The organism is Urbifossiella limnaea, assembly GCF_007747215.1.
Taxonomy (GTDB): domain Bacteria; phylum Planctomycetota; class Planctomycetia; order Gemmatales; family Gemmataceae; genus Urbifossiella; species Urbifossiella limnaea.
Map to the genome: position 1 here is coordinate 6,122,361 of NZ_CP036273.1, position 19,837 is coordinate 6,142,197.

A 19,837-nucleotide genomic window follows, 5' to 3' on the forward strand; every position below is an offset into this window, starting at 1 on the left:
CGTTACTCCGCGTCGCGGCCGCGGACCATGCGGAACTGCGGGCTGCGCACGATCGTCTGTACCGCCGCGGTCACGCTGCCGTTGTTGCGGTTCAGCTCGGCCACCATCTCGTCCAGCAGCGACGAGTCGGACAGCGTCACGGCCCTTCCCAGAGCATACCCCAGAAGGCGGCGACAGAATAGCCGCACCACCACGTCGCGCTTCCGCGTCAGCAGGTACGTCCGCAAGCCGTCGATGCCGTCGAACGCGGTGCCGTCGCGGAGCGTGGCGCGCGTGTCCACCGCGAGGCCGCCCAAATCCTTCTCGCGCAGCCGGCCGATGGCGTCGTACTTCTCCAGCGCGAAGCCGAACGGGTCGATGCGGACGTGGCACGTCGCGCAGCTCGCGTCCTTGGCGTGGCGCTCCACCTGCTGCCGCATCGTGAGCTTGTCGGCGCCCTCCGTCTCGGGCAGTTGGGGCACGTTCGCCGGCGGCCGCGGCAGCTTCTCGCCGAGCAGCGTTTCGACCACCCAGTTGCCGCGGAGCACCGGGCTCGTCCGCGACGCGCCGCTCTGCCGCGCCTGCACGCTGGCGAACCCCAGGATGCCGCCGCGGCCGTACTTCTTCACGCCGTCGATGCGGCGGAACTCGGGGCCGGTCACGCCGGGGATGCCGTAGTGCTTCGCCAGCGTGTCGTTCACGAAGGTGTGGTCCGCGTCCAGGATGCTCGTGACGGGGCGGCCGGCGCGGAAGAAGTCGTCGAAGAAGCGGATCGACTCCTCGTAGATGGCGCCGCGCAGCTTGGCGTCGAACGTCGGGAACAGCGTCTCGTTCTTCTCCTTCAGCTCGTCGAAGCCGCGGACGTGAAGCCACTGCGTGCCGAACTCGATCGCCAGCGCCCGCACGCGGTCGTCTTGCAGCATCCGCTCGGCCGACGCCGCCAGGATTGCGGGGTCGCGCAAGCGGCCGAGGGCGGCGAGTTCGCGCAACTGCTCGTCAGGCTGGCTGGCCCACAGGAAGTAGCTGAGGCGCGACGCCAGCTCCCAGTCGGACACCGGGCCGGCCGCCTTCCCCGGCGGCGCCGCCTCGACGCGGAACAGGAACGCCGGCGACACCAGCACCCGCGCCAGCACGCCGCGGAACGCCTCGTCGTGCCCGGCCCCCTTCTCGCGGACGGTGCGGTAGAGCGTCAGCAGCCCCGCCTTCTCGTTCTCCGCGAGCGGCCGGCGGTAGGCGCGGCCGGCGAACGCCAGCAGCGCGTCGAGTTGCTTCGGCGCGGCCGCGGCCTCGTCCGCGAGGAAGGCGTCATTCTTGGCCTGAAACGCAGGCTTCAGGCCGACGAAGAACGTCTCCATCGCCTTCGGCTGGTCCTGCGTCACGAACCCGATGAACTGCGGCAGGTAGTTGTTCTCCGCGACCGCCTGCCGGCTCACGAAGCGGTGCTCGGTCCACAGGTGGTCGAGCTGCTTCGCCTGCTCGTCGCTCAGGAACAAGCGCCGCAGAGGCTCGTCCTCGCGGTGGAACATGCGGAGCGACACCACCTCGTCGGTCGGCACCACGTTCGGGAACGCGACGTACAGCGGGAACACGGCGCGGAAGGCGTCGTTGCCGGCCTTCAACTTCGCGTAGCCGGCGCCGGTCGGCGACGCGAGCACGGGGCCGGTCCAGCTCGTCGGCGGGGCGGTGCCGGCCTGCACCTGGATCACGCGGTCGCCGAGCGGCCCGTTCGCCTTGGCGTCCACCACGAACTCGCGCCCCGCGAGCAGCGCCGCCGGAAGGCGGATGGTGGTGCCGAACGACAGCAGCACGTCGCCCTTGAACGCCGCCCGCGACAGCCCGAACGGCGGCGCGGCGGGCCGCGGCGCCGTGATCCGCGCGAGATCGACGCCTACGAACAGCGGGCCTTCGGGCACGACGAGCTTGTCGTACAGAACGCGGTCGGGGCTCTTGGCGTCGGCCGGGCGCGGGCCGGACAGCAGCGCCTGAACTTTGCCCGCCAGTTCGGTCGCCTCGGCGGCGCGGGCGGGGTCGGCGGCGGCGAGGCGCCAGCGGCCGAGGAGCGAATCGACCGGCACCGTCGGCGCCGGCCCGCCCTTCCCGCTCGCGCCGCGGGCGAAGCTCCACGTGCCCGCGTGCGGGTTGCCGGCGGTGATGTTCGCGGACACGTCGCGGCCCAAATCCCACACCCGCCCGCCGGCGGCGAGCGTGAGCGACACGCCGGTCATGTCGCAGACGTGGTCGCCGTCGCGGGCGTCCACCACCAGCACGAGTTGGTCGCCCTTTTCGACCGTCGGCGAAGCCGCGGGGAGGCGGGCGCTCTTGCCCAGGTCGATCGGCCCGGCGCCGAGCACGGCCATGCGGCCGCCGCGGCGGTGTTCGAGCCGCCACGCCACGCCGTTGCCGCACGCCGGGTGGGCGTGCGCCACCGTGCCCTCCACCTTCACCGCCCCGGCCAGCGGGCTCGTCCACGCCACCGCGACGAACTCCTGCGGCAGCGGGTGAACGCCGACCCCGTGCGACGCGATGCGGCCCGGAATCAGCGCGTCCTTGTCGCCGCTGTTCGCCACCACCGCGGGCAGGTCGGTGCCGGCCTTGCGCCAGCCGCTGACGGTCGGGTGACCCGCCGGCGGCGGCGCCTTTTCGCTCAGGAGTTCGAGCGGCGCGGCGGGGAGCGGGAAGGCGTCGCCAACCTTCCCCGGCCGCGGCACGGCCACGACCTCGGTCCAGCTGCGCAGGTACGTCGGGTCGAGCCCCTTCGCCGCGGCGGCGGGGTCGGCGACGGCGGCCAAATACTTCGCGGCGTCGGCGAAGGCGGTGCGCAGGTCGGCCTCGAACGCCGGGCCGAAGTCGGCGTAGTCGCGGAGCAGCAGCGGCGCCTTGCCGGGCGCCTCGAACCGCGGGCGGTGCCACTCCATCACGCCGCCGGCCCCGGCCAGCGACCGCGCGGCCAGCGTGATCTGCACCTCCGATTGCCCCGGCGCCGGCGCCACCTTCACCCGCAGCGGCACGCTCTCGACGGCCGGCGGATCGACGGCCAGTTGCCGCGACTCGTTCAGCGCGAAGCCGGCGCCGACCGGCCGCATGTAGCTGCCGACGCGCGTCGTCGTCCACAGCGTTGCCTGCCAGCCCGCCACCTCGGCCGCGAGCGCGGGAACGTCCTTCTCCGTCGCCGCGCGCCACGACGCCCGCACGGCATCAAGCGGCTGTGACGGCGTCCTGTCACTCAGCGCCCGCACCAGCGCCGCCAGGTACTTGGGGTTCAGCTTCTCGGCCGCGGCGACGGCTTCCACCGTTGTCGTACCCGCGAGCAGTTTGTCGCGGTGCTTCACGCTCGCGGCCAGGTACGGCGTCGGGTTCAGCTTGCCGCCCGGCGGGGCGACGCCGGCGTAGAAGCGGCGTAGCGCCGCGGTCGCCTCGTCGGTCCAGTCGCGGCGCGTCGTGGCGGGCGAGAAGCGGAACCCGTCCGGCAGCAGCACCGCGTGGTCGGCCATCATCTTCGCGGCGTTGAGGTACTTGGCGAACAGCGCCGGCGAGATGTCGGACAGCGCCTCGGCGGCGTTCGTGAACCCTTCGCCGGCGGCGCCGTCGGCCGGGAACTCGCGAGCCGGCCGCAGATCAACCCCGGTGAGGTCGCGGATCGTGTAGTCGAACTCGGCGTTGCTGAGGCGCCGCAGCGGCACGAACCCCGGGTCGCCGGCGCGTGCACGCGCTTCCGCATCCAGGAAGCCGCGCACCCAGGCGACGAGCCGCTTCCGCTCGTCGGCGGTCGGCTGCGGCCGGCCCGTCGGCGGCATCTCGCCGGCCTCGACCTGCTCCGCGACCTGCTCCCACACTTTGACTTCTTTGCGGATGTCGGCGGGCGTGGCGAACCGTTCGAGGTCGAGGCTCCCTTTCTTCTTGTCGGCCGAGTGGCAGTTCAGGCAGTACGTCTTGAGAAGCGGCCGGACGGCGTCGAAGTCCGCGGCGGGCGGCTGCGGCTGCGCGGAGGGCGTGCTGCCGACGGCGAGCACGAGCGCGACAACGACGGCAGCGAGGGGGAGGAGACGGCCCATGCGGGACCTCGGCGGGGGGAGGCGGGCATTGTAGGCCGGGCCGCACGCCGTAACGAAGTTGGCATGGGCTACGACTCACGATGCATGACCGAATCGGATCCGCTGCAGAAACCCTCTGCGGGGTAACGGTTTCGGATCGACACGCGGCGAAATCTTCGCCCGAACGAACTTTTTTATGAGTCGGTGACATGTTTCCGCGACCCGCCCCCCCCCGACCGGAAGAATCATTTCCGGGCGGCCGCGTCGAGCCGCCGGCTCACCCGAGCAACTCCGGCCGCACGCGGCCGGGGCCGGCGGCGGGGTACGGCCGGCCGAGGCGGTCGTGCAGTTCCGTGTCCGGGCCGATGCCGAGGACGTGACACACCGTCGCCACCACGTCCTTCGGCGACACGGGCACCTCGATCACGTCGCCGCCGATCTTGTCGGTGCGGCCGACCACGCGGCCGCGGGCGAACCCGGCCCCGGCGAACGCCGCCGAGTACGCCCGCGCCCAGTGGTCGCGGCCGCCGCCGGCCACGCTCTGCACCCGCGGCGTCCGGCCGTGCTCGCTCAGCACCACCACCGCCGTGTCCGCCAGCATGCCGCGCGCTTCGAGGTCGTCCAGCAGCGCGATCAGCGCCGCGTCGAGGCCCGGCCCGAGCTCGTCCTTTAGCCGCGGCGTCTGGTAGACGTGCGTGTCCCAGCCGGTGTTCACGAGGCCGTACTCGTCCCAGCACACGGTCACGAACGTGCCGCCGGCCTCCAAAATTCGCCGGGCCGCGAGACAGGACTGCCCGAACAGCGTCATCCCGTAGCGGTCGCGCACGCGGGTCGGCTCGCGCTGCACGTCGAGCGCGGCGCGCAGCTTCCCGGACGACACGACGGCGCGGGCCAGCGCCCGGTGCCGGTCGAACGCGGCGGCGGCGGGGGCCGCGTCCATCGCGCGGCGGCCGGCGTCGAGTTGGTCGAGGAGCGAACCGCGGCCGTGGAGGCGGTCGAGCGTCAGCGTGTCGTCGGCCGGGCCGAGGTCGAAGCGGTCCCCCGGGCGGACGCCGGCGTAGGGGTCGGCAACTTCCTTTTTCGGCGTATTGGGGTCGCCGGAGTCGCGGAGGACGGTGTGCGTGCCGGGGGCGCGGAACTCGGCCCAGACGGGGTCGTGGGCGGGGCCGAGGAAGCCGCCGTAGGGGCCGGGCCGCGACGGGCCGCGCTTCGACCCGAACGGGAACGGCAGCCAGTAGTTCCGCGGCACCGCCGGCGCGGTCGGGTCGGCGCGGGCGGCCAGGTGGTCGACGACGGAGCCGACGAACGGCCAGTGCCGCGGGTCGCGGACGTTCCCTTCGAGTGGCAGGTCGGTGGCGGGGACGCCGGTGAGGGCGAAGGCGGTGCCGTGGATCGGGCTCTGGTGGCCGAGAGAGCGGAGTACGGTGAGCCGGTGTAGGTTGGCGGCGACCTTCGGCAGCACCTCGCCGACGCGCACGCCAGGGAGACACGACTGGATCGAGCCGAGGGCGCCGCGGATCTCGGCGGGGGCGTTCGGTTTCGGGTCGAACGTGTCGATCTGGCTCGGGGAGCCCCACAGGTACAGGAGGATGCAGCGCTTGGCGGAGCCGAAGCCGTTGGCGGCGGGCTCGGACGCGGCGCGGGACCAGTCCGGCAGCGTCAGGCCGAGCGGGGCGAGGGCGCCGACGTGGAGGAGGTCGCGGCGGGTGAGGCCGTCGCAGAACCGCTTGTGCGAACCGAGGACGCGCAGCATGGCGCTCAGGGGAATGGGCGCGGGCGGGTGGGAGAGTGAATCATACCCCGCAGCGGGGGGTGTGTCGAGCCGGCGTGCGGCGCACACTGCTACCATGACGCCACCCGTCCGGAGCCGCGCCGTGCCCGCCGACCCGTTCGCCGCCGCCGTCCGCTCCGGCCCCGACGGCGTCGTCCGGGCCGTCGACCTGCTCCTGGCGGAAGCCGACCGCCACGGCGCAAGCGACGTTCACTTTCAGCCGACGGCCCGCGACCTGACCGTGCGCGTCCGCGTCGACGGCGTGCTGCGACCGCTCACGGCGCTGCCGCGCGAGGTCGCCCCGAACGTCGTCGCCCGGCTCAAGGTCATGGCCGAGTTGCTGACGTACCGCACCGACATCCCGCAGGAGGGGAGCACGCGCCCGGCCGGCGGCGGCCCCGACCGCCGCGTCAGCACCTTCCCCACCGTCCACGGCGAGTGCGCCGTCGTCCGCGTGTTCGACCCGTCGGCCGGCCTCCTCGACCTGGACCAGCTCGGCCTCCCCGCCGACGTGCGCGGCGGGCTCGACGCCCTGCTACGGACGCGCTCCGGGGCGGTGTTCCTGACCGGCCCGAGCGGCAGCGGCAAGACCACCACCATTTACGCCTGCCTGCGGAAGCTGATCGCCGACGGCCCCGGCCGGCACGTCGTGACGATCGAAGACCCGGTGGAACGGGCGCTCGACGGCGTGACGCAGTCGCAGGCCCGGCCCGGGAGCGAGTTCGACTTCGCCCGCGGCCTGCGGAGCCTGCTGCGGCAGGACCCCGAGGTCATCATGGTCGGCGAGGTGCGCGACCGCGAGACGGCGGCCGTGGCGATCGAGGCGGCGCTGACCGGACACCTGCTGTTCACGACGCTGCACGCCGGGTCCGCATGCGGCGTCGTGGGGCGGCTGCTGGAGATGGGCGTCGAACCGTATCTGCTGACGGCGGGGGTGCGCGGCATCCTGAACCAGCGGCTGCTGCGGCGGGCTTGCGGCGGGTGCGGCGGCTGCGGTTGTGGCGACTGCGGCGGCACCGGATACCGCGGTCGCCTCCTGGTGGCGGAGTTACTGACGCCGTCGCCCGAGTTCCGGCAGGCGGTGCTGCGCCGCGCCGACGAGGACGCCCTGGAGGCGGTGGCCCGCGGCGTCGGCTGGCGGACGATCCGGGAAGCCGCGGACGCGGCGGTTGCCGACGGGCGGACGACCGCGGCGGAGGTCGAGCGCGTACTGGGGCTGGCGTGAAATGCCCGGCCGCGGGTGGCGTTGTAGGAGTTACCCGCTAGGCCCCTCGTTCCCCGACCGTAAGAAGGTGCGGATGACGGCCGACGAGCTGACCGCGCTGAACGACCAGATCGCCGCCCTCGCCCGCGCCGGCCTCCCCCTCGACCAGGGGCTCGACAGCCTGGCCCGCGACATGGCCCGCGGTCGGCTGCGCGCCGTCACCGCGGCGCTGGCCGCCGATCTGCGTGCCGGTCACACCCTCCCCGAAGCCCTGGCCCGGCAAGAAGGCCGCGTCCCGGCGTACTACGCCAACCTCGTCCTCGCCGGAGTGCAGACCGGCCGCCTCCCCGAGGTGCTGGCGACGCTCACCACCTACGCCCGGTCCGTGACCGCCACCCGCACCATCGTCACCGAGGCGCTGTTCTACCCGGCCGTGGTGCTGGCCCTCGGCGTGGCCCTGTTCGCTACCCTCGCCGGCTTCGTGCTGCCGCAGTTCGACCAGATTTTCCGGGAGTTCGGCCTCCAGCTGCCGTGGATCACCGAGGCCGTGCTCGTGTTCGGCCGGCACCCAATCGAGCTGGTCGTGGTCCCCGCGGCGGTGCTGTTCGTGGGGCCGCTGCTGGCGCGGGCGGTGCTGCGCCGGTCGGCGCGCGGCCGGCGGTTGTGGGCGCGGGCGGTGTACCTCGTACCGATGGTGGGCAGCCTGATCCGCACGGCCCGGCTGGCAGCGTTCACCGAGTTGCTCGGGCTGCTGGTCGAGTACGGGGTGCCGCTGCCGTCCGCGGTGCGCCTCGCCGGCGGCGCGTCCAGCGACCCGAACATGGCGGCCGAGGCGGAGACGGTCGAGGCCCGACTGGCGGAAGGGACGGGGCTGGCGGAGGCGTTCCGCGGGCGCGGCCTGGTGCCCGACTGGGTGGCGTGGCTGGCCGCGGCGGGGGAGCGGCGCGGCGGGCTGGGGCCGGCGCTGCGCGAGGCGGCGGCGGTGTACCGGCGGCAGGTGGACGCGCGGGCGGCGGTGCTGCGGAGCGTGCTGCCGCCGTTCGTGGTGGTGGTCACGGCCGGCTCGCTGACGGCGTGCTTCGTGGTGGCGATCATGGCCCCGCTGTTGAAGCTGCTCGAAGGGCTGAGCAAGTAGGGCGGTCCGTAACCCGCCCGCCTGGTGTAACGAGGGCCCGACCTGAAACCCGATTCGCTCACGCGCCGCCTCTTGAGTACCGTCGGCCGGCTCGGCGGCGGCGTACTCCTGTTCGCCCTGCTCGTCGGCGTGCCGGTCGCCCTCGTCGGCCCCGGCGTGGTCGGCGTGCTGCTGCTGCTCCTGCTCAACGGGTGGGCGTTGTACGCCTTCTTCCACCACCGCCACGGCCAGCAGGACGAGTTCCTCGCCGTCCTCACCGCGACCGCGGAGGCCGGTCTGCCGCTGGCACCAGCCGTCGACGCCTACCGCGCAGACCGCCGCCCGCGGGCGTTCGCCCCGTTCTTCCGCTGGGCGTCGTTCGTCGGCCTGCCGCTGTACGCCTACGCCCGCATCTGGGCCGGGTGGAAGCCGTTCGACCGCCTGCTCGACGACCTGTCCGCCCGCCTCGACGCCGGCCTACCACTGTCCGCGGCGCTGCGGGAGACGCCCGGCGTGGCGGCGCGCGAGGTGCGACTCGCGGCGGCGGTCGGCGAGGCCGCCGGCGGGCTCGGCGCGGCCCTCCGCAGCGCCGACCGCGAGCGCTGGTCCGCGGCCTGGCTCGAAGTCGCCCCGCGCGTCATCTACCCGCTGCTCGTGCTGGCCCTCGTGTCGGCCATCACCGCGTTCCTGATGGTATTCATCCTCCCGAAGTTCAAGAAGATTTTCGAAGAGTTCGGCCAGACGCTCCCGCAGTTCACCCGCACCCTCTCCGAGGCGTGGGACGCGCTCGGCGACCCCGAAACGCTCGTTCTCGTGGTGCTGCCGGTGCTCGCTGCGGCGGCCGCAGTCGTAATCAACCCCACGCTCCGGTGGCACGCGCCACTCCTCGGCGGGCTGTACCGCGGTGGCGTGCAGGCGGAAGTCCTGCGTACCCTCGGCCGACTCCTCGTCGTCGGCCGAACCGTGCCCGACGCCCTCGCCTTCCTCGCCGCGTCCGACGACCTCCCGGGCGTGGCACGAAGGAGACTCCGCGCCGCGGCGGCGGACGTAAACCGCGGCCGGCCGCTCGACGAGGCGCTCGGGGCAGCTGGGCTACTGCCGCCTCACATGACGGCGCTGGTCCGCTCGGCCGAGCGGGTGCGGAACCTGCCGTGGGCGCTTGCGGAGTTGGGCGACCACCTCGCCGGCCGGGCCGTGCGGCTCGTTCGCCGGGCGTCGCTGGTGGTGTCGCCGCTGCTGGTCGTGCTCGTCGGCGCCGCCGTCGGGTTCGTCGCGCTGGCCATGTTCCTACCCCTGATCCAACTCATCACGAGCTTGACCGAATGACCCGCCGCGGCTTCACCGTCGGCGAGGTGCTGCTGGCCCTCGCCCTCCTCGCCGCCGCGGGCGCGCTCGCGGTCACGGCCCTCACCAGTCTGCTGGCCGACCGGTCACGCCTGGACGCGCGGCTGGAGGCCACGGAGGCGGCGACGAACGCGCTCGAAGAAGCCCGCGCCCGGCCGTGGGACGAGCTGACGCCGGCGTGGGCCGCGGCCCGGCCGACGCCTCCGGCGCTGGCCCGCTGGCCCGGCGCGAAGCTGACGCTGAAAGTCGAGCCCGAGCCGGACCGGCCGCGGGTGAAGCGGGTGACGGCTGCGGTAACGTGGGACCGCCCGGAGATGGAGCCGTGGCCGCCGGTGTCGATGACGACTCTGCTGGCGGCGCGGACGACAGGAGGCAAGCCGTGATGGGGCGCCGCACCGGCCGCCGCGCCGGTTTCACCTTGCTTGAGATGGTGGTGGTGATGTGGGGGATGGGGGTGGCGATGGCCGTCGGCGGGTTCGTGCTGGTGACGGCGTTCCGCGCCACCAAGCTCGGCGAGGCCGCCGACACGCGCACCGCCTACCGCGCCGAGTTGGGCCGCGTCTTCCGCGCCGACGTGGCCCGCGCCGAGGCCGCGCCGGAGATGCACAACGATCTGAGCGCCGGGGCCGACCGGCTGTTCCTGCGCCTGCCGGGCGGCGCGGTCGTGACCTACGAGTGGACCGACGAGGGGTTGTTCCGCGCGGAGGGGCAGTCGCGGATGCCGCTACCGTTGGGGTCGGCGCAGGAGCGGGTCGAGTTCCCGCGGCCGGCGAACGGCGTGGCGACGCTGCGGCTGGTCCAGACGATCCCGGGCGGCGTGGTGCGGACGGCCGAGGTGTCGGCGGCGCTCGGGGGGGACGCACGATGACGGGCGTGAGAGGCCGCCGGGCGGTGGCGTCGGTGTGGGCGCTAGCGGTGGTGGCGGTGGTATCCGCACTGACTCTGGCGGCGACGGCCCGGTTGGTGGCGTCGCGGAAGCACGCCGACGCGCACCGCAACCGGCTCCAGACCGAGTGGCTGGCGCGGGCCGGGTACGAACTGGCCGTGGACCGGTTGCTGACCGCCGAGGGCTACACGGGCGAGAAGGCGACGCCGCTGCCGTGGGGCGAGGTGACGGTGGCGGTGCAGCCGGACGCGGGCGCGAAGGGCGTGTACCGGGTGGTGGTGGAGGCTCGCTACCCGGCGGGGGAGCGGGCGGTGGTGTCGCGGCTGGAGCGTAGCGTGCGTCGCACCCACGACCCCGACGGCGTGCGGGTAGCGCCGGTGCGTTGACCTGCTACTTTCCCGCTAGCGACGCCCGCCACTTCTCGTACTCGGCCACGACCGCCGCCCGCGAACAGCGCTCGCGGTACACCACCCGGGCGCGGAAGCCGTACTCGGTCATCACGTCGTACTTCGGCACCAGCAGCTGGAAGTCCCACGCCGGGTTCGAGGTGTCGGCCTCCTTGTTGAACCCGCCGCCGCTCGGCGAGTGCGCGAAGCGGATGCCGGCGGTGCGGTCGAACATCACCATCAGGACGTGGCCGCGGAACAGCCCGTAGAAGAACGGTTCCCGGAACCGCAGCGGCGATAGGCTCTTGTACAGGCAGTCGCGGTGCCCGTCGGCGAACGTGGCGTCGAAGGCGTCGGCGGCGTGGCGGACGGTGCTGAGCGCGTTGTGCGCCGGCGTGCAGTGCTGCGCCCACCCGGTCGGGCTGCGGAAGTACAAGCTCTTGTCGTCCGGGGCGTTGATGTAGGAGGCCCAAAACAGGCCGATGTAGCCGCGGCGGAAGACGTGCTGGTGCGCCTTGCACCGGAACGTGATGTCGATGGCGTCGGGCTCGACGAAGGTGAACCGCGTCCAGCTCTCGAGGTGGAACGTGGGGGTGGGCGGCTGGTGCAGTTCGGCGGCGCGGTCGGAGAGGCGGCGGAGCCGCATCGGGGCGTTGCGCGGCTCGAAGAACAGCGTGTTCTGGTCGGGCGGGTCGAGGGTCTGCCCGTCGAAGATGTGTTCGAGGTTGAACCCGGCGACGGCGGGGACGAACAGGTTGGTGGGCTCGGTGCGGTGGGTGAGGGACCAGAGGCCGTTGTACCCGGCCCGGTGCTCGCCCGCCGCGGCGTTGTCGCCGACGACGGCGGTCAGGTCGCCGACGGTGAACCGCTCGCTCGCCATGCGCCGGAGTGTAGCGGGTCCGCCGGGTGCCCACAAACAGATTCCCGACGCCCGCTCAGCCCGCCGCCCAGTCGTGCGGCTTCAGCCACTCCTCGGTCAGCGCCGCCTCGCGGGAGCCCGGCGCGGGGCGGTAGTCGTACACGTACCGCACCACCGGCGGCAGGCTCATCAGGATGCTCTCCGTCCGGCCGTCCGTCTTCAGGCCGAAGACCGTGCCGCGGTCGTACACCAGGTTGAACTCCACGTACCGCCCACGCCGGTACTCCTGGAACGCCCGCTCGTCCGCCGTCCACGCCGCCCCCTTGCGGCGCTCGACGATCGGCACGTACGACGCCACGAAAGTGTCGGCCGCGTCGCGCACGAACGCCCACGACTCGGGCGTCGCCGGCATGTAGTCGAAGAAGATGCCGCCGACGCCGCGCGGCTCGTTGCGGTGCTTGAGGAAGAAGTAGTCGTCGCACTCGCGCTTCATCGCCGCGTAGTCGGCCGCGCCGGGGTGGCGGTCGCACGCGGCCTTCCACGTGCGGTGGAAGTGGACCACGTCCTCACGCACCGGGTAGTACGGCGTCAGGTCGGCGCCGCCGCCGAACCACGCCTTCGACCCGTGCGTCAAGTAGCGGAAGTTCGCGTGAACTGTCGGCACGTGCGGGCTGCGCGGGTGGAGTACCAGCGACACGCCGGTGGCCGTGAACGTGAGGCCGTCGCCGGGCATCTGCCTGGAGAACTCGGGGGTCAACTCGCCGAACACCTCTGAGAAGTTGACGCCACCCTTCTCGATGACACCCGCGTCGGCGAGGACGCGGGTGCGGCCGCCGCCGCCGCCGGGGCGCTGCCACGTGTCCTCGCGAAACGTGCCGCCACCGTCGACACGCTCGAGTGCGGCGCAAATGCGGTCCTGGAGCCCGCGGAAGAAGGTGACGGCCTCGGTGTGCATGCGGCCCCCAGCGTGAAACGGGACAACGGGGTCCGTTTTACGACGTTGCGGGCCTCAAGGCCGCACCGCCGCGCCGAGTTGCCGGCTGAACCGCTCCGCGGCCGGCCGCAGCGGGTGGTGACCGTCGGCGAAATCGGCCTCCGCGTAGTCGCCGTCCGGCTCGATCAGCGGCACGCCGACGCCGGCCAGGAACGCCCGCGCCGCCGGCTCCGCGCCCGCCGCCAGCGCGCGGAACGACGGCCCCTCGGGCGTGCGGAACAGCACCACGCGAACACCGCGCGCCCGGCACCGCTCCAGCAGGTCGCGGAACACGCGGTCGGACGCCGCGCCGATCCTGTAGTCGGACAGCAGCCAGGCGTATTGGTCGCGTACGCGCCGGATCGATTGCTCGCGGTCCGGCTCGGAAATCGACTCGTGCGGGTGCGGGGAGAAGCCGTAGGGGTCGAGCATGTCCCACTGGTGCGTCAGCCGGTCGCGCCACGGCAGCCAGTCGGGCCGGGCGTGGTTCATCAGCACCAGCCGCAGCGAGTGCCACGAGTTCGCGCGCGCCGCGGCCCAGCGGCGGTGCAGCAGAGCGGCGTCGGCGGTGAACGGTTCGAGGCGGCGCACGTCGGCCAACGACAGGCGGGCCGTCATGCCCTTCAGTTGCTCCTCGGCGGGCCCGTCGTGGGCGAACGCGGCGGGGAAGAACTCCACGAGCAGCACGTCGGGGACGATCCCCTCCGCGGCGAGACGCTCGACGGTGAGGTGAATGCGGAGCGGACCGGCGGCGGACTGGCCGAAGTTGTAGGCGAGCGCGTCGCGGAGGCCCATCGCCGCGGGGCTGACGCCCATCTGCGTCCGCGAGCTGCCGACGGCGAGTACGAGCGGCCGGCCGGGGTGGGCGGCACGCAGGGCACGGAGTTGGCGGAGGCGGTGGCCGTACTCGGGGTCGCGCCATTCGGGCTTCACCGTCTCGACGGCGCCGGCGAGGCCGATCACGGCAACGACGAACATGACGGCGCCGGAGTAAAGCGCGGCGCGGGCGCGGCTGTGGGGCCGGCTTCTTACCGGCCGTGCATGGAGGCCGGTTGGAAACCGGCCCCACGCGAGCGGCCGCACCAGTTGCGGCGTCACTTCCGCTCCCCCGCCAGCAGGGCGGCGGCGACCGGGCCGAACTTCCGCGTGAACTCGCCGGCCCCGTGCTTCGACAGGTGGAAGCCGTCCACCAGCAGATCGTCCGGCATCCAGGTCCGCGCGTCGATCAGCGGCAGGTCCAACTCGCGGCGCAGCGTCGCCAAGTACTCCTGCGCCCGCCGCTCGGCGTCGGCCGGCATCCAGCCGCGGAACTCCGTCGCCTCCGGGAAGTACGCCAGGGCCACCTTCGAGCCCTTCGCCCGCGCCAGTGCCACCGACTCGCGTAGCGCCCGGTCGGCGAGCGGGTGGACCGAATACCCCTCGAACTGGCCGCGGTAGATCGGCTCGCAGTGGGCCAGCCGCTTCACGCGTTCGTCGGGCCGCGGCGGGTGTTCGTCGAGGCCCGGCAGCCAGCCCCAGCCGTCGAGGTTCCCCCACGCCAGGTCCATCCGCCGGTCCCACGGCTGCCACCGCGGGGCGATCTGGGCGAGCAGCCGGTGTCGCGTTTCGTACAGCGGGAAGAAGCGGTCGCGCCGCATCTTCGCTTCCGTTTCTTCCGGCTTCGGGAAGTAGGCCTGCACGAGCGGCTCGTCGGCCGGGAACAGGCGGGCGTGGTCGATGCGGTCGGGCTCGTGGAACGGGCCGTCCTCGCGGAGGAACGGCGGCCAGAACTCCAGCACCACCACGTCGGGGCGGAAGCCGTCGGCGTAGGCGCGGCGCAGCGCCAGTAGCTCGATGACCGGCCCGCCGCCGACGAGGCCCATGTTGAACAGCAGCGGGTCGTCGGCGCCGCCGGGGCGCGACTGTTCCCACGCGGCAGGGCTCAGGCCCATGCACGTCCGCGAGCTGCCGACCACGAGCACGAGCGGCCGACCGGGGTGCTCGGCGAGCCGGGCACGGAGCGCCGAGGCGCGGCGGCCGTACTCCGGGTCGCGCAGTTGCGGGAACGCCGTCTCCATCAGCACTAGCGCGGCCGCGTGGATCACCAGCACGCCGACGACGCCGACGAGCAGCGCCGACGCCGCGGACCGGCGGCGGCGGAACACCGACTCGGCGCGCCGCGGCCGGGGTGGCGCCAGCGCCGGCAGGCGGAACAGCTTCAGCAGCGTGGTGCGCGTCATCGGGCGCCCCCGAGCCACGGGGCGAGGGCGTCGCGGGCCAGCACGTCGGTGAACCGGTCGGCGCCGCGGCCGGTCAGGTGGTGGCCGTCCATCGTTTCCTCGACCGTCACCCACCGCCGGGCGTCGATCAGCGGCGCGCCGAACTCGGCCGACAGGTTCGCCAGCAGCGTGTCGAGTTGCCTCAGCCCCTCGGCGTCGTACCACGTCTCCCAGCCGCCGCACTCGGGCATCAGCGCCAGCGCCGGGCGGATGCCGCGGGCGCGGCACTGCTCCAGCGTGTCGCGGACGGCGCTCGCGCCGCAGCCGGTGGGGCGGTAGCCGGGGAAGTACGCGGCGTACTGGAGGTGCGTCAGGCGGGTGAGCGCGGCTCGATCCTTCGGCGTACAGACGTCCGGCGGGCGACAGAACCCGAAGGCGTCGGGCTCGTGGCCGCCGTTGAGCCGGCGGTTGTCCATCAGCATCCACGGGGCGTAGCGGTCGAGCAGCAGGAAGCGCTGCTCGTAGACGGACGCGAGGAGCCCGCGCGGGCCGTGCGTCGGCGGCGCGTCCGCGGGGAAGCCCATGCCGCGCACGACGGGGAGTTCCGCGGGCCGGAGCCGCGTCGGCAGCAGCCAGCGCGCCTCGGGCGTGACCGCGTGCTGGCCCGCGAGAAACACCGGGTGTACCTCGATGAGCGCGAAGTCGGCCCGCACGCCGGCGTCGGCGAGGCGGCGGAGGTAGACGGCGTTCGTGACCGGGCCGGCGCCGGCCTGGCCGAAGTTGAACACGCTCACGGGCCGGCCGAGGTGCTGCGTCAGGGCGTCGGTGGCACGGCGAGCGTTGACGGCGTTCAGCGTGCGTGAGCTGCCGACGAGTAAGACCGTCGTGGGGCGGTCGGCGGCGGCGAAGAATGCGGGGTGCGTGCGGAGCAGCGCGAGCTTGTCGAAGTAGAGCGGGTCGCGGAGCGGCGACACTTCCGTGTTTACGGCAACGCCGAGGGCTACCTGCGCGGCCAGGGCGACGACGGCGCCGGTGACGACGGCGACGGCGGCCCGGCGGGCGCGGTCGCGGCGGCCCGGCCGGGCGGGCACGACGACGACCGCCACCCGGCCGACGCGCGGCCGCGGCGCGGTCGTCTTAAGGCGGCGAAGGATCGTGGTAGGCGTCATCGGGATTCGTTCCGCCCGCGGAAGAACGGCAGCACCGCCTCGCGTACGAGCCGGTCGGAGAACGCCTCCGCGCCGGGCCGCAGCATGTGGTGGCCGTCGGTGAACGCCGCCGCCGACAGCCAGGTCCGGGCGTCGATCAGCGGCGCGCCGTACTCGGCTTCCAACGCCGCGAGGAAGGCGTACAGCCGCTCCGTCGTCGCCGGCGGGTAGAGGGCGCGGAAGCCTTCGGACTCGGGCATCAGCACCAGCCGCACGGGCAGCTTCTGCTCGCGGCACAGTGCCAGCAGGTCGGCCAGCGCCCGCGCCCCGCCGCCGGTCGGGTGCATGTCGGCGAGAATCGCGCCGTACTCGCCGGCCGCGCGCTTCAGGCCTTCTTCCTGCTTCTCGGGCGTCAGGTCGGTGACCACCGGCGTCGACCACCCGGCTGGGTCTTCGGTGCGGCTCCAGTCGTAGCGGAGGTGCCACGGCAGGGCGCTCGGGTGGACGCGGCCCATGATCGGGAAGCGGAGCTGGTGCCACGGCAGCGTCACGGAACGCCGCCAGTCGCGCCGCGTCTTCTCGGCGGGAAAGCCGTAGCCGACCGCGGGTTCGACTTCGCCGTGCTTCAACCGGTCGCCGAACAGGAATCGCGCCTCCAGCGGCCCGTCGTCGAGCGCGGCGATGCTCGGCGGGAGCACCTCGACCAGTAGCAGGTCGGGCCGCAGGCCGGCGTCGAGCAGCCGGCGGAGGTACGTCAGGTGCGTGACCGGGCCGGACGCGGGGATGCCGTAGTTGAAGGCCATCGCGTCGCCGCCGAGCTCGGCGGCCAGCTGCTCGCGGATGCGGGCCGAATAGAAGCCGTAGCCGGTGCGCGAGGTGCCGAGCATGACGACGCTCGGCGCCCCGGGGTGCGCCGCGAACTGCTTCCGCAGGCGGACTTCCTTGTCGGCGTAGCCGGGGTCGCGGACGAACAGCGACAGCTCCGCGGCGACGCCGAGGCCGAGTTGCAGCAGCACCGCGAGCGCGGCGCCCACGCCGACGGCGACCGCGGCGCGCCGGCGGCGCGGCACGCGCCGCCGCGGCGGGGGCGCGAGCCGGGGTAGGAGAGCGGCGAATCGGGGGGTGAGCTTCAAGGGCCGGGTTCAGAAGTTGAAGTAGATGAAGCTGCTCCCGCTATCCGGCGCCAGCACCATCGCGGCGCACAGGCACACCGCGTAGCCGGCGCCCAGCACCGGGGCCGGCAGCCGGTCGTACACCCGCTGCCACCACCCGCGCGACACCAGCAGGTGGCACAGCAGCACGAACGCCGCCGTGTACCACAGGCTCCGGTTGTGCAGCGGCAGCGGCAGCCCCATCTGCAGGCTGAACATCTTGCCGAACATCGCCGTCGCCCGCTCCAGCCCCGTAATCACGTACTCCGGCCGCTTCGGGTCGGGGTAGAAGTCCGGCTGGAACAGCACCCAGCACAGGCTCACGCTCAGGAACGTCAGCCCCACCCGGCCGCAGGTGCCGAGCGTCGTCTTCAGCGCCGCGTCGAGCGCCGGCCGGGCCTGCGCGAACGCCGCGAACTGGCGGTGAATGATCAGCAGCAGCCCGTGCGCCACGCCCCACAGCACGAAGCTCCACGCGGCCCCGTGCCACAGGCCGCCGAGCGTCATCGTGATCATCAGGTTTCGGTTCGTGGCGAAGCTGCTACCGCGGCTGCCGCCGAGCGGGATGAACAGGTAGTCGCGCAGCCACGTCGACAGGCTGATGTGCCAGCGGCGCCAGAACTCCGACACGTTCGCCGCGAGGTACGGCATGTTAAAATTGTTCGTCAGCTTGTACCCGAGCAGGTGGGCCAGGCCCACGGCCATGTCGGAGTAGCCGCTGAAGTCGGCGTAGATGCGGAGGCTGTACGCCAGCACCGCCATCCACACCGCGCCGGTGTTGTACTTGTCCGGGTCGGCGAAGATCGGGTCGCAGAACACCGCCATTCGGTCGGCGATGGCCATCTTCTTGAACGCGCCCATCAGCAGGAACTGCACGCCCACCTGCATCCGCACCCAGTTCCACCGCTTCGGCCGCCGCGTCTGCTGGAGGAAGTCGCCGGCGCGGACGATCGGGCCGGACACGAGGTGCGGCAGGAACAGGATGAACAGCAGGAACCGCGGCAGGCTCGTCTCGGCCTTGATCTTCCGGCGGTACACGTCGACGGCGTAGCTCACCGCCTCGAACGTGTAGAAGCTGATGCCGAACGGCACGAACAGCGCCAGTGCCCGCATGTCGTACTTCGCGTACCCGGGGTCGCGGCCGGCGCTCACCAGCAGGTTGTGCAGCTCGTTCAGGAAGAACCCGCGGTACTTGAAGTAGCACAGGATCGACAGGTTCATGCCGATGCTGGTGATCATGATCGCGCGGCGCAGCTTCTGGCGCTCGGTGGCGTCCATGAGCCGGCCGAACACGTAGTCGGCGAGCGTGGTGGCGGTGACGAGGAACGCGAGTTCGGCGCTCCACGCGGCGTAAAAGTGGAAGCTGGCGGCGACCAGCACCCAGATGCGCGTCATCTGCCACTTGCGCGGGATGCTCCAGTAGACGGCGAGCACCGCGGCGAAGAACAGCAGGAAGTTCGACGTGTGGAAGAACGGTTCCGGCAGCAGCTCGGCGAGCTTCTGGAAGTACGGCCAGTCCGTCTTCGGAGGGGCAGCGGCGGTGGCGAACAAGCTGAGCGGCATTCGGCCGTCCCGTCCGTGGGAGGGGCGTAGGTCGCGGACTATAGCGAGGGGGGGAAAACGCGGTCAACCCCGTATCCTAACCGCCTCACACGACACCGCCGCCGCCCCGGGACGACCAGATGGCCGAGCAGTGGGACTACAAGAAGGCCGGCCTCGACCTCGGCAAGTACGAGGACACGATCCACCGCATCCAGTCGCACCTCGCCCGCACCCAGGACCGGACGCGCGTGCTGCCGCCGCCGTTCCCACCGCGGAAGGGTGGCAAGGGCGTCGGCGGCTTCGCCAGCCTGTTCGACCTCGACCCCAGCGGCCTGTTCAGCAAGAAGTACGAGCACCCGGTCCTCGTCACCTGCACCGACGGCGTCGGCAGCAAGCTCAAGGTCGCGGCGCTGGCCCGGAAGTTCGACACCGTCGGCATCGACCTCGTCGGCATGTCGGTGAACGACCTGATCTGCACCGGCGGCGAACCGCTCGTGTTCCTCGACTACATCGCCATGCCGGCCGACGACCCGCCGATGACCGAGCAACTCGTGAAGGGCATCGCCGACGGGTGCGTCGAGGCCGAGTGCTCGCTCGTCGGCGGGGAGACGGCCATCCTGCCGGACTTCTACCAGCCCGGCGACTTCGACATGGCCGGGTTCTGCACCGGCGTCGTGGACAAGCCCGAGGTGATCGACGGCAGCCGCATCGAGGTCGGCGACGCGGTCATCGGCCTGGCCTCCAGCGGGCTCCACTCGAACGGGTACAGCCTGGTCCGCAAGATCGTCTTCGACGCCGCCGGCCTGTCGGTGACGGACCACGTCCCCGAGTTGGGCAAGACCGTGGGCGAGGAGTTGCTGACGCCGACGCGGCTGTACGTGAAGCCGGTGCGGCGGGTGCTGGCGCACTACCCGGTGAAGAAGAAAGGCGTGATCCACGGGCTTGCTAACATCACCGGCGGCGGCCTGCCGGACAACCTGGGCCGCATCATGCCGCCGGGCTGCCGGGTGCAGGTGAAGGCGGGGTCGTGGCCGGTGCCGCCGGTGTTCGGGTGGTTGCAACGGCTCGGCAACGTGGCCGACGCGGAGATGCGGCGGGTGTTCAACGGCGGGGTGGGCTTCTGCGTGGTGGCGGCGCCGTTCTTCGCCGCGAGCATCGTGGAGCAGTTCGAGAAGCTCGGCGTGCCGGCGTGGGTGATCGGCGAGGTCGTGGCGGGCGAGCCGGGCGTGGACGTGGGGTAGTGGTCGGTCG

General features: G+C 72.8%; 16 protein-coding genes. 7 read left to right on the forward strand and 9 right to left on the reverse strand.

The window, feature by feature from the left end; genetic code table 11:
- Positions 1-2 precede the first annotated feature (2 nt).
- Together ETAA1_RS24955 and ETAA1_RS24960 are read right to left on the reverse strand one after the other, a co-directional pair.
- A complete protein-coding gene (locus ETAA1_RS24955; RefSeq protein ID WP_145243205.1) occupies positions 3-4,031 on the reverse strand; it encodes a DUF1592 domain-containing protein in 4,029 nt (1,342 codons plus the stop codon).
- Between the two features lie 256 nt (positions 4,032-4,287).
- Positions 4,288-5,763 carry a DUF1501 domain-containing protein gene (locus tag ETAA1_RS24960; protein WP_145243206.1) on the reverse strand — a complete coding sequence of 492 codons (1,476 nt, stop codon included), beginning with the start codon at positions 5,761-5,763 and terminating at the stop codon, positions 4,288-4,290.
- 121 nt (positions 5,764-5,884) lie between these two features.
- On the opposite strand from ETAA1_RS24960, the gene ETAA1_RS24965 reads away from it, so the two are divergent.
- From ETAA1_RS24965 to ETAA1_RS32385, 6 genes are all read left to right on the forward strand, one after another.
- On the forward strand, positions 5,885-7,006 hold the full coding sequence (locus ETAA1_RS24965) for a GspE/PulE family protein (RefSeq protein WP_202920388.1): 1,122 nt from the start codon (positions 5,885-5,887) through the stop codon (positions 7,004-7,006).
- 73 nt (positions 7,007-7,079) lie between these two features.
- Positions 7,080-8,120, forward strand: coding sequence for a type II secretion system F family protein (locus ETAA1_RS24970; protein ID WP_202920389.1), 1,041 nt, complete (start codon positions 7,080-7,082; stop codon positions 8,118-8,120).
- A gap of 72 nt (positions 8,121-8,192) precedes the next feature.
- The gene (locus tag ETAA1_RS24975; protein WP_145243209.1) at positions 8,193-9,425 is read left to right on the forward strand and encodes a type II secretion system F family protein; all 1,233 of its coding nucleotides are present in this window, start codon (positions 8,193-8,195) and stop codon (positions 9,423-9,425) included.
- A complete protein-coding gene (locus tag ETAA1_RS24980) occupies positions 9,422-9,826 on the forward strand; it encodes a hypothetical protein (protein ID WP_145243210.1) in 405 nt (134 codons plus the stop codon). Before ETAA1_RS24975 ends, ETAA1_RS24980 begins: the two co-directional genes overlap by 4 nt.
- Positions 9,826-10,311, forward strand: a complete 486-nt coding sequence (locus tag ETAA1_RS24985) for a type II secretion system protein (RefSeq protein WP_145243211.1) — start codon at positions 9,826-9,828, stop codon at positions 10,309-10,311. Before ETAA1_RS24980 ends, ETAA1_RS24985 begins: the two co-directional genes overlap by 1 nt.
- Complete coding sequence (locus ETAA1_RS32385; protein ID WP_202920390.1) at positions 10,308-10,715, forward strand: hypothetical protein; 408 nt, start codon at positions 10,308-10,310, stop codon at positions 10,713-10,715. The genes ETAA1_RS24985 and ETAA1_RS32385 overlap by 4 nt, the downstream gene beginning before the upstream one ends.
- A 4-nt stretch (positions 10,716-10,719) precedes the next feature.
- On the opposite strand, the gene ETAA1_RS24990 is transcribed toward ETAA1_RS32385, so the two are convergent.
- The 7 genes from ETAA1_RS24990 to ETAA1_RS25020 form a co-directional block, all read right to left on the reverse strand.
- Positions 10,720-11,595, reverse strand: coding sequence for a hypothetical protein (locus ETAA1_RS24990; RefSeq protein ID WP_145243212.1), 876 nt, complete (start codon positions 11,593-11,595; stop codon positions 10,720-10,722).
- A gap of 55 nt (positions 11,596-11,650) precedes the next feature.
- Entirely contained in the window at positions 11,651-12,529 is an 879-nt protein-coding gene (gene hemF, locus ETAA1_RS24995; RefSeq protein WP_145243213.1) for an oxygen-dependent coproporphyrinogen oxidase, read from the reverse strand.
- A 54-nt stretch (positions 12,530-12,583) separates the two neighbouring features.
- The gene (locus tag ETAA1_RS25000; protein WP_145243214.1) at positions 12,584-13,525 is read right to left on the reverse strand and encodes a hypothetical protein; all 942 of its coding nucleotides are present in this window, start codon (positions 13,523-13,525) and stop codon (positions 12,584-12,586) included.
- Between the two features lie 116 nt (positions 13,526-13,641).
- Complete coding sequence (locus ETAA1_RS25005) at positions 13,642-14,766, reverse strand: hypothetical protein (RefSeq protein ID WP_145243215.1); 1,125 nt, start codon at positions 14,764-14,766, stop codon at positions 13,642-13,644.
- A complete protein-coding gene (locus ETAA1_RS25010; RefSeq protein ID WP_145243216.1) occupies positions 14,763-15,914 on the reverse strand; it encodes a hypothetical protein in 1,152 nt (383 codons plus the stop codon). The genes ETAA1_RS25005 and ETAA1_RS25010 overlap by 4 nt, the downstream gene beginning before the upstream one ends.
- Positions 15,911-16,963: a hypothetical protein gene (locus ETAA1_RS25015; RefSeq protein ID WP_145243217.1), complete on the reverse strand. Its 1,053-nt coding sequence runs from the start codon at positions 16,961-16,963 to the stop codon at positions 15,911-15,913. Before ETAA1_RS25015 ends, ETAA1_RS25010 begins: the two co-directional genes overlap by 4 nt.
- 72 nt (positions 16,964-17,035) lie before the next feature.
- Positions 17,036-18,607: an MBOAT family O-acyltransferase gene (locus ETAA1_RS25020; RefSeq protein WP_145243218.1), complete on the reverse strand. Its 1,572-nt coding sequence runs from the start codon at positions 18,605-18,607 to the stop codon at positions 17,036-17,038.
- A 119-nt stretch (positions 18,608-18,726) separates the two neighbouring features.
- Between ETAA1_RS25020 and purM the strand changes: the two genes are divergently transcribed.
- Positions 18,727-19,827 (forward strand): phosphoribosylformylglycinamidine cyclo-ligase, encoded by a 1,101-nt coding sequence (purM, locus tag ETAA1_RS25025; protein WP_145243219.1) that lies wholly within the window; start codon positions 18,727-18,729, stop codon positions 19,825-19,827.
- Positions 19,828-19,837 lie beyond the last annotated feature (10 nt).

Coding starts and splice junctions, on each gene's coding strand:
- ETAA1_RS24955 (WP_145243205.1), bottom strand. CDS start 4,031: ATGGGCCGTCTCCTCCCCCTCGCTGCCGTCGTTGTCGCGCTCGTGCTC.
- ETAA1_RS24960 (WP_145243206.1), bottom strand. CDS start 5,763: ATGCTGCGCGTCCTCGGTTCGCACAAGCGGTTCTGCGACGGCCTCACC.
- ETAA1_RS24970 (WP_202920389.1), top strand. CDS start 7,080: ATGACGGCCGACGAGCTGACCGCGCTGAACGACCAGATCGCCGCCCTC.
- ETAA1_RS24980 (WP_145243210.1), top strand. CDS start 9,422: ATGACCCGCCGCGGCTTCACCGTCGGCGAGGTGCTGCTGGCCCTCGCC.
- ETAA1_RS24985 (WP_145243211.1), top strand. CDS start 9,826: ATGGGGCGCCGCACCGGCCGCCGCGCCGGTTTCACCTTGCTTGAGATG.
- ETAA1_RS32385 (WP_202920390.1), top strand. CDS start 10,308: ATGACGGGCGTGAGAGGCCGCCGGGCGGTGGCGTCGGTGTGGGCGCTA.
- ETAA1_RS24990 (WP_145243212.1), bottom strand. CDS start 11,595: ATGGCGAGCGAGCGGTTCACCGTCGGCGACCTGACCGCCGTCGTCGGC.
- hemF (WP_145243213.1), bottom strand. CDS start 12,529: ATGCACACCGAGGCCGTCACCTTCTTCCGCGGGCTCCAGGACCGCATT.
- ETAA1_RS25000 (WP_145243214.1), bottom strand. CDS start 13,525: ATGTTCGTCGTTGCCGTGATCGGCCTCGCCGGCGCCGTCGAGACGGTG.
- ETAA1_RS25005 (WP_145243215.1), bottom strand. CDS start 14,766: ATGACGCGCACCACGCTGCTGAAGCTGTTCCGCCTGCCGGCGCTGGCG.
- ETAA1_RS25010 (WP_145243216.1), bottom strand. CDS start 15,914: ATGACGCCTACCACGATCCTTCGCCGCCTTAAGACGACCGCGCCGCGG.
- ETAA1_RS25020 (WP_145243218.1), bottom strand. CDS start 18,607: ATGCCGCTCAGCTTGTTCGCCACCGCCGCTGCCCCTCCGAAGACGGAC.
- purM (WP_145243219.1), top strand. CDS start 18,727: ATGGCCGAGCAGTGGGACTACAAGAAGGCCGGCCTCGACCTCGGCAAG.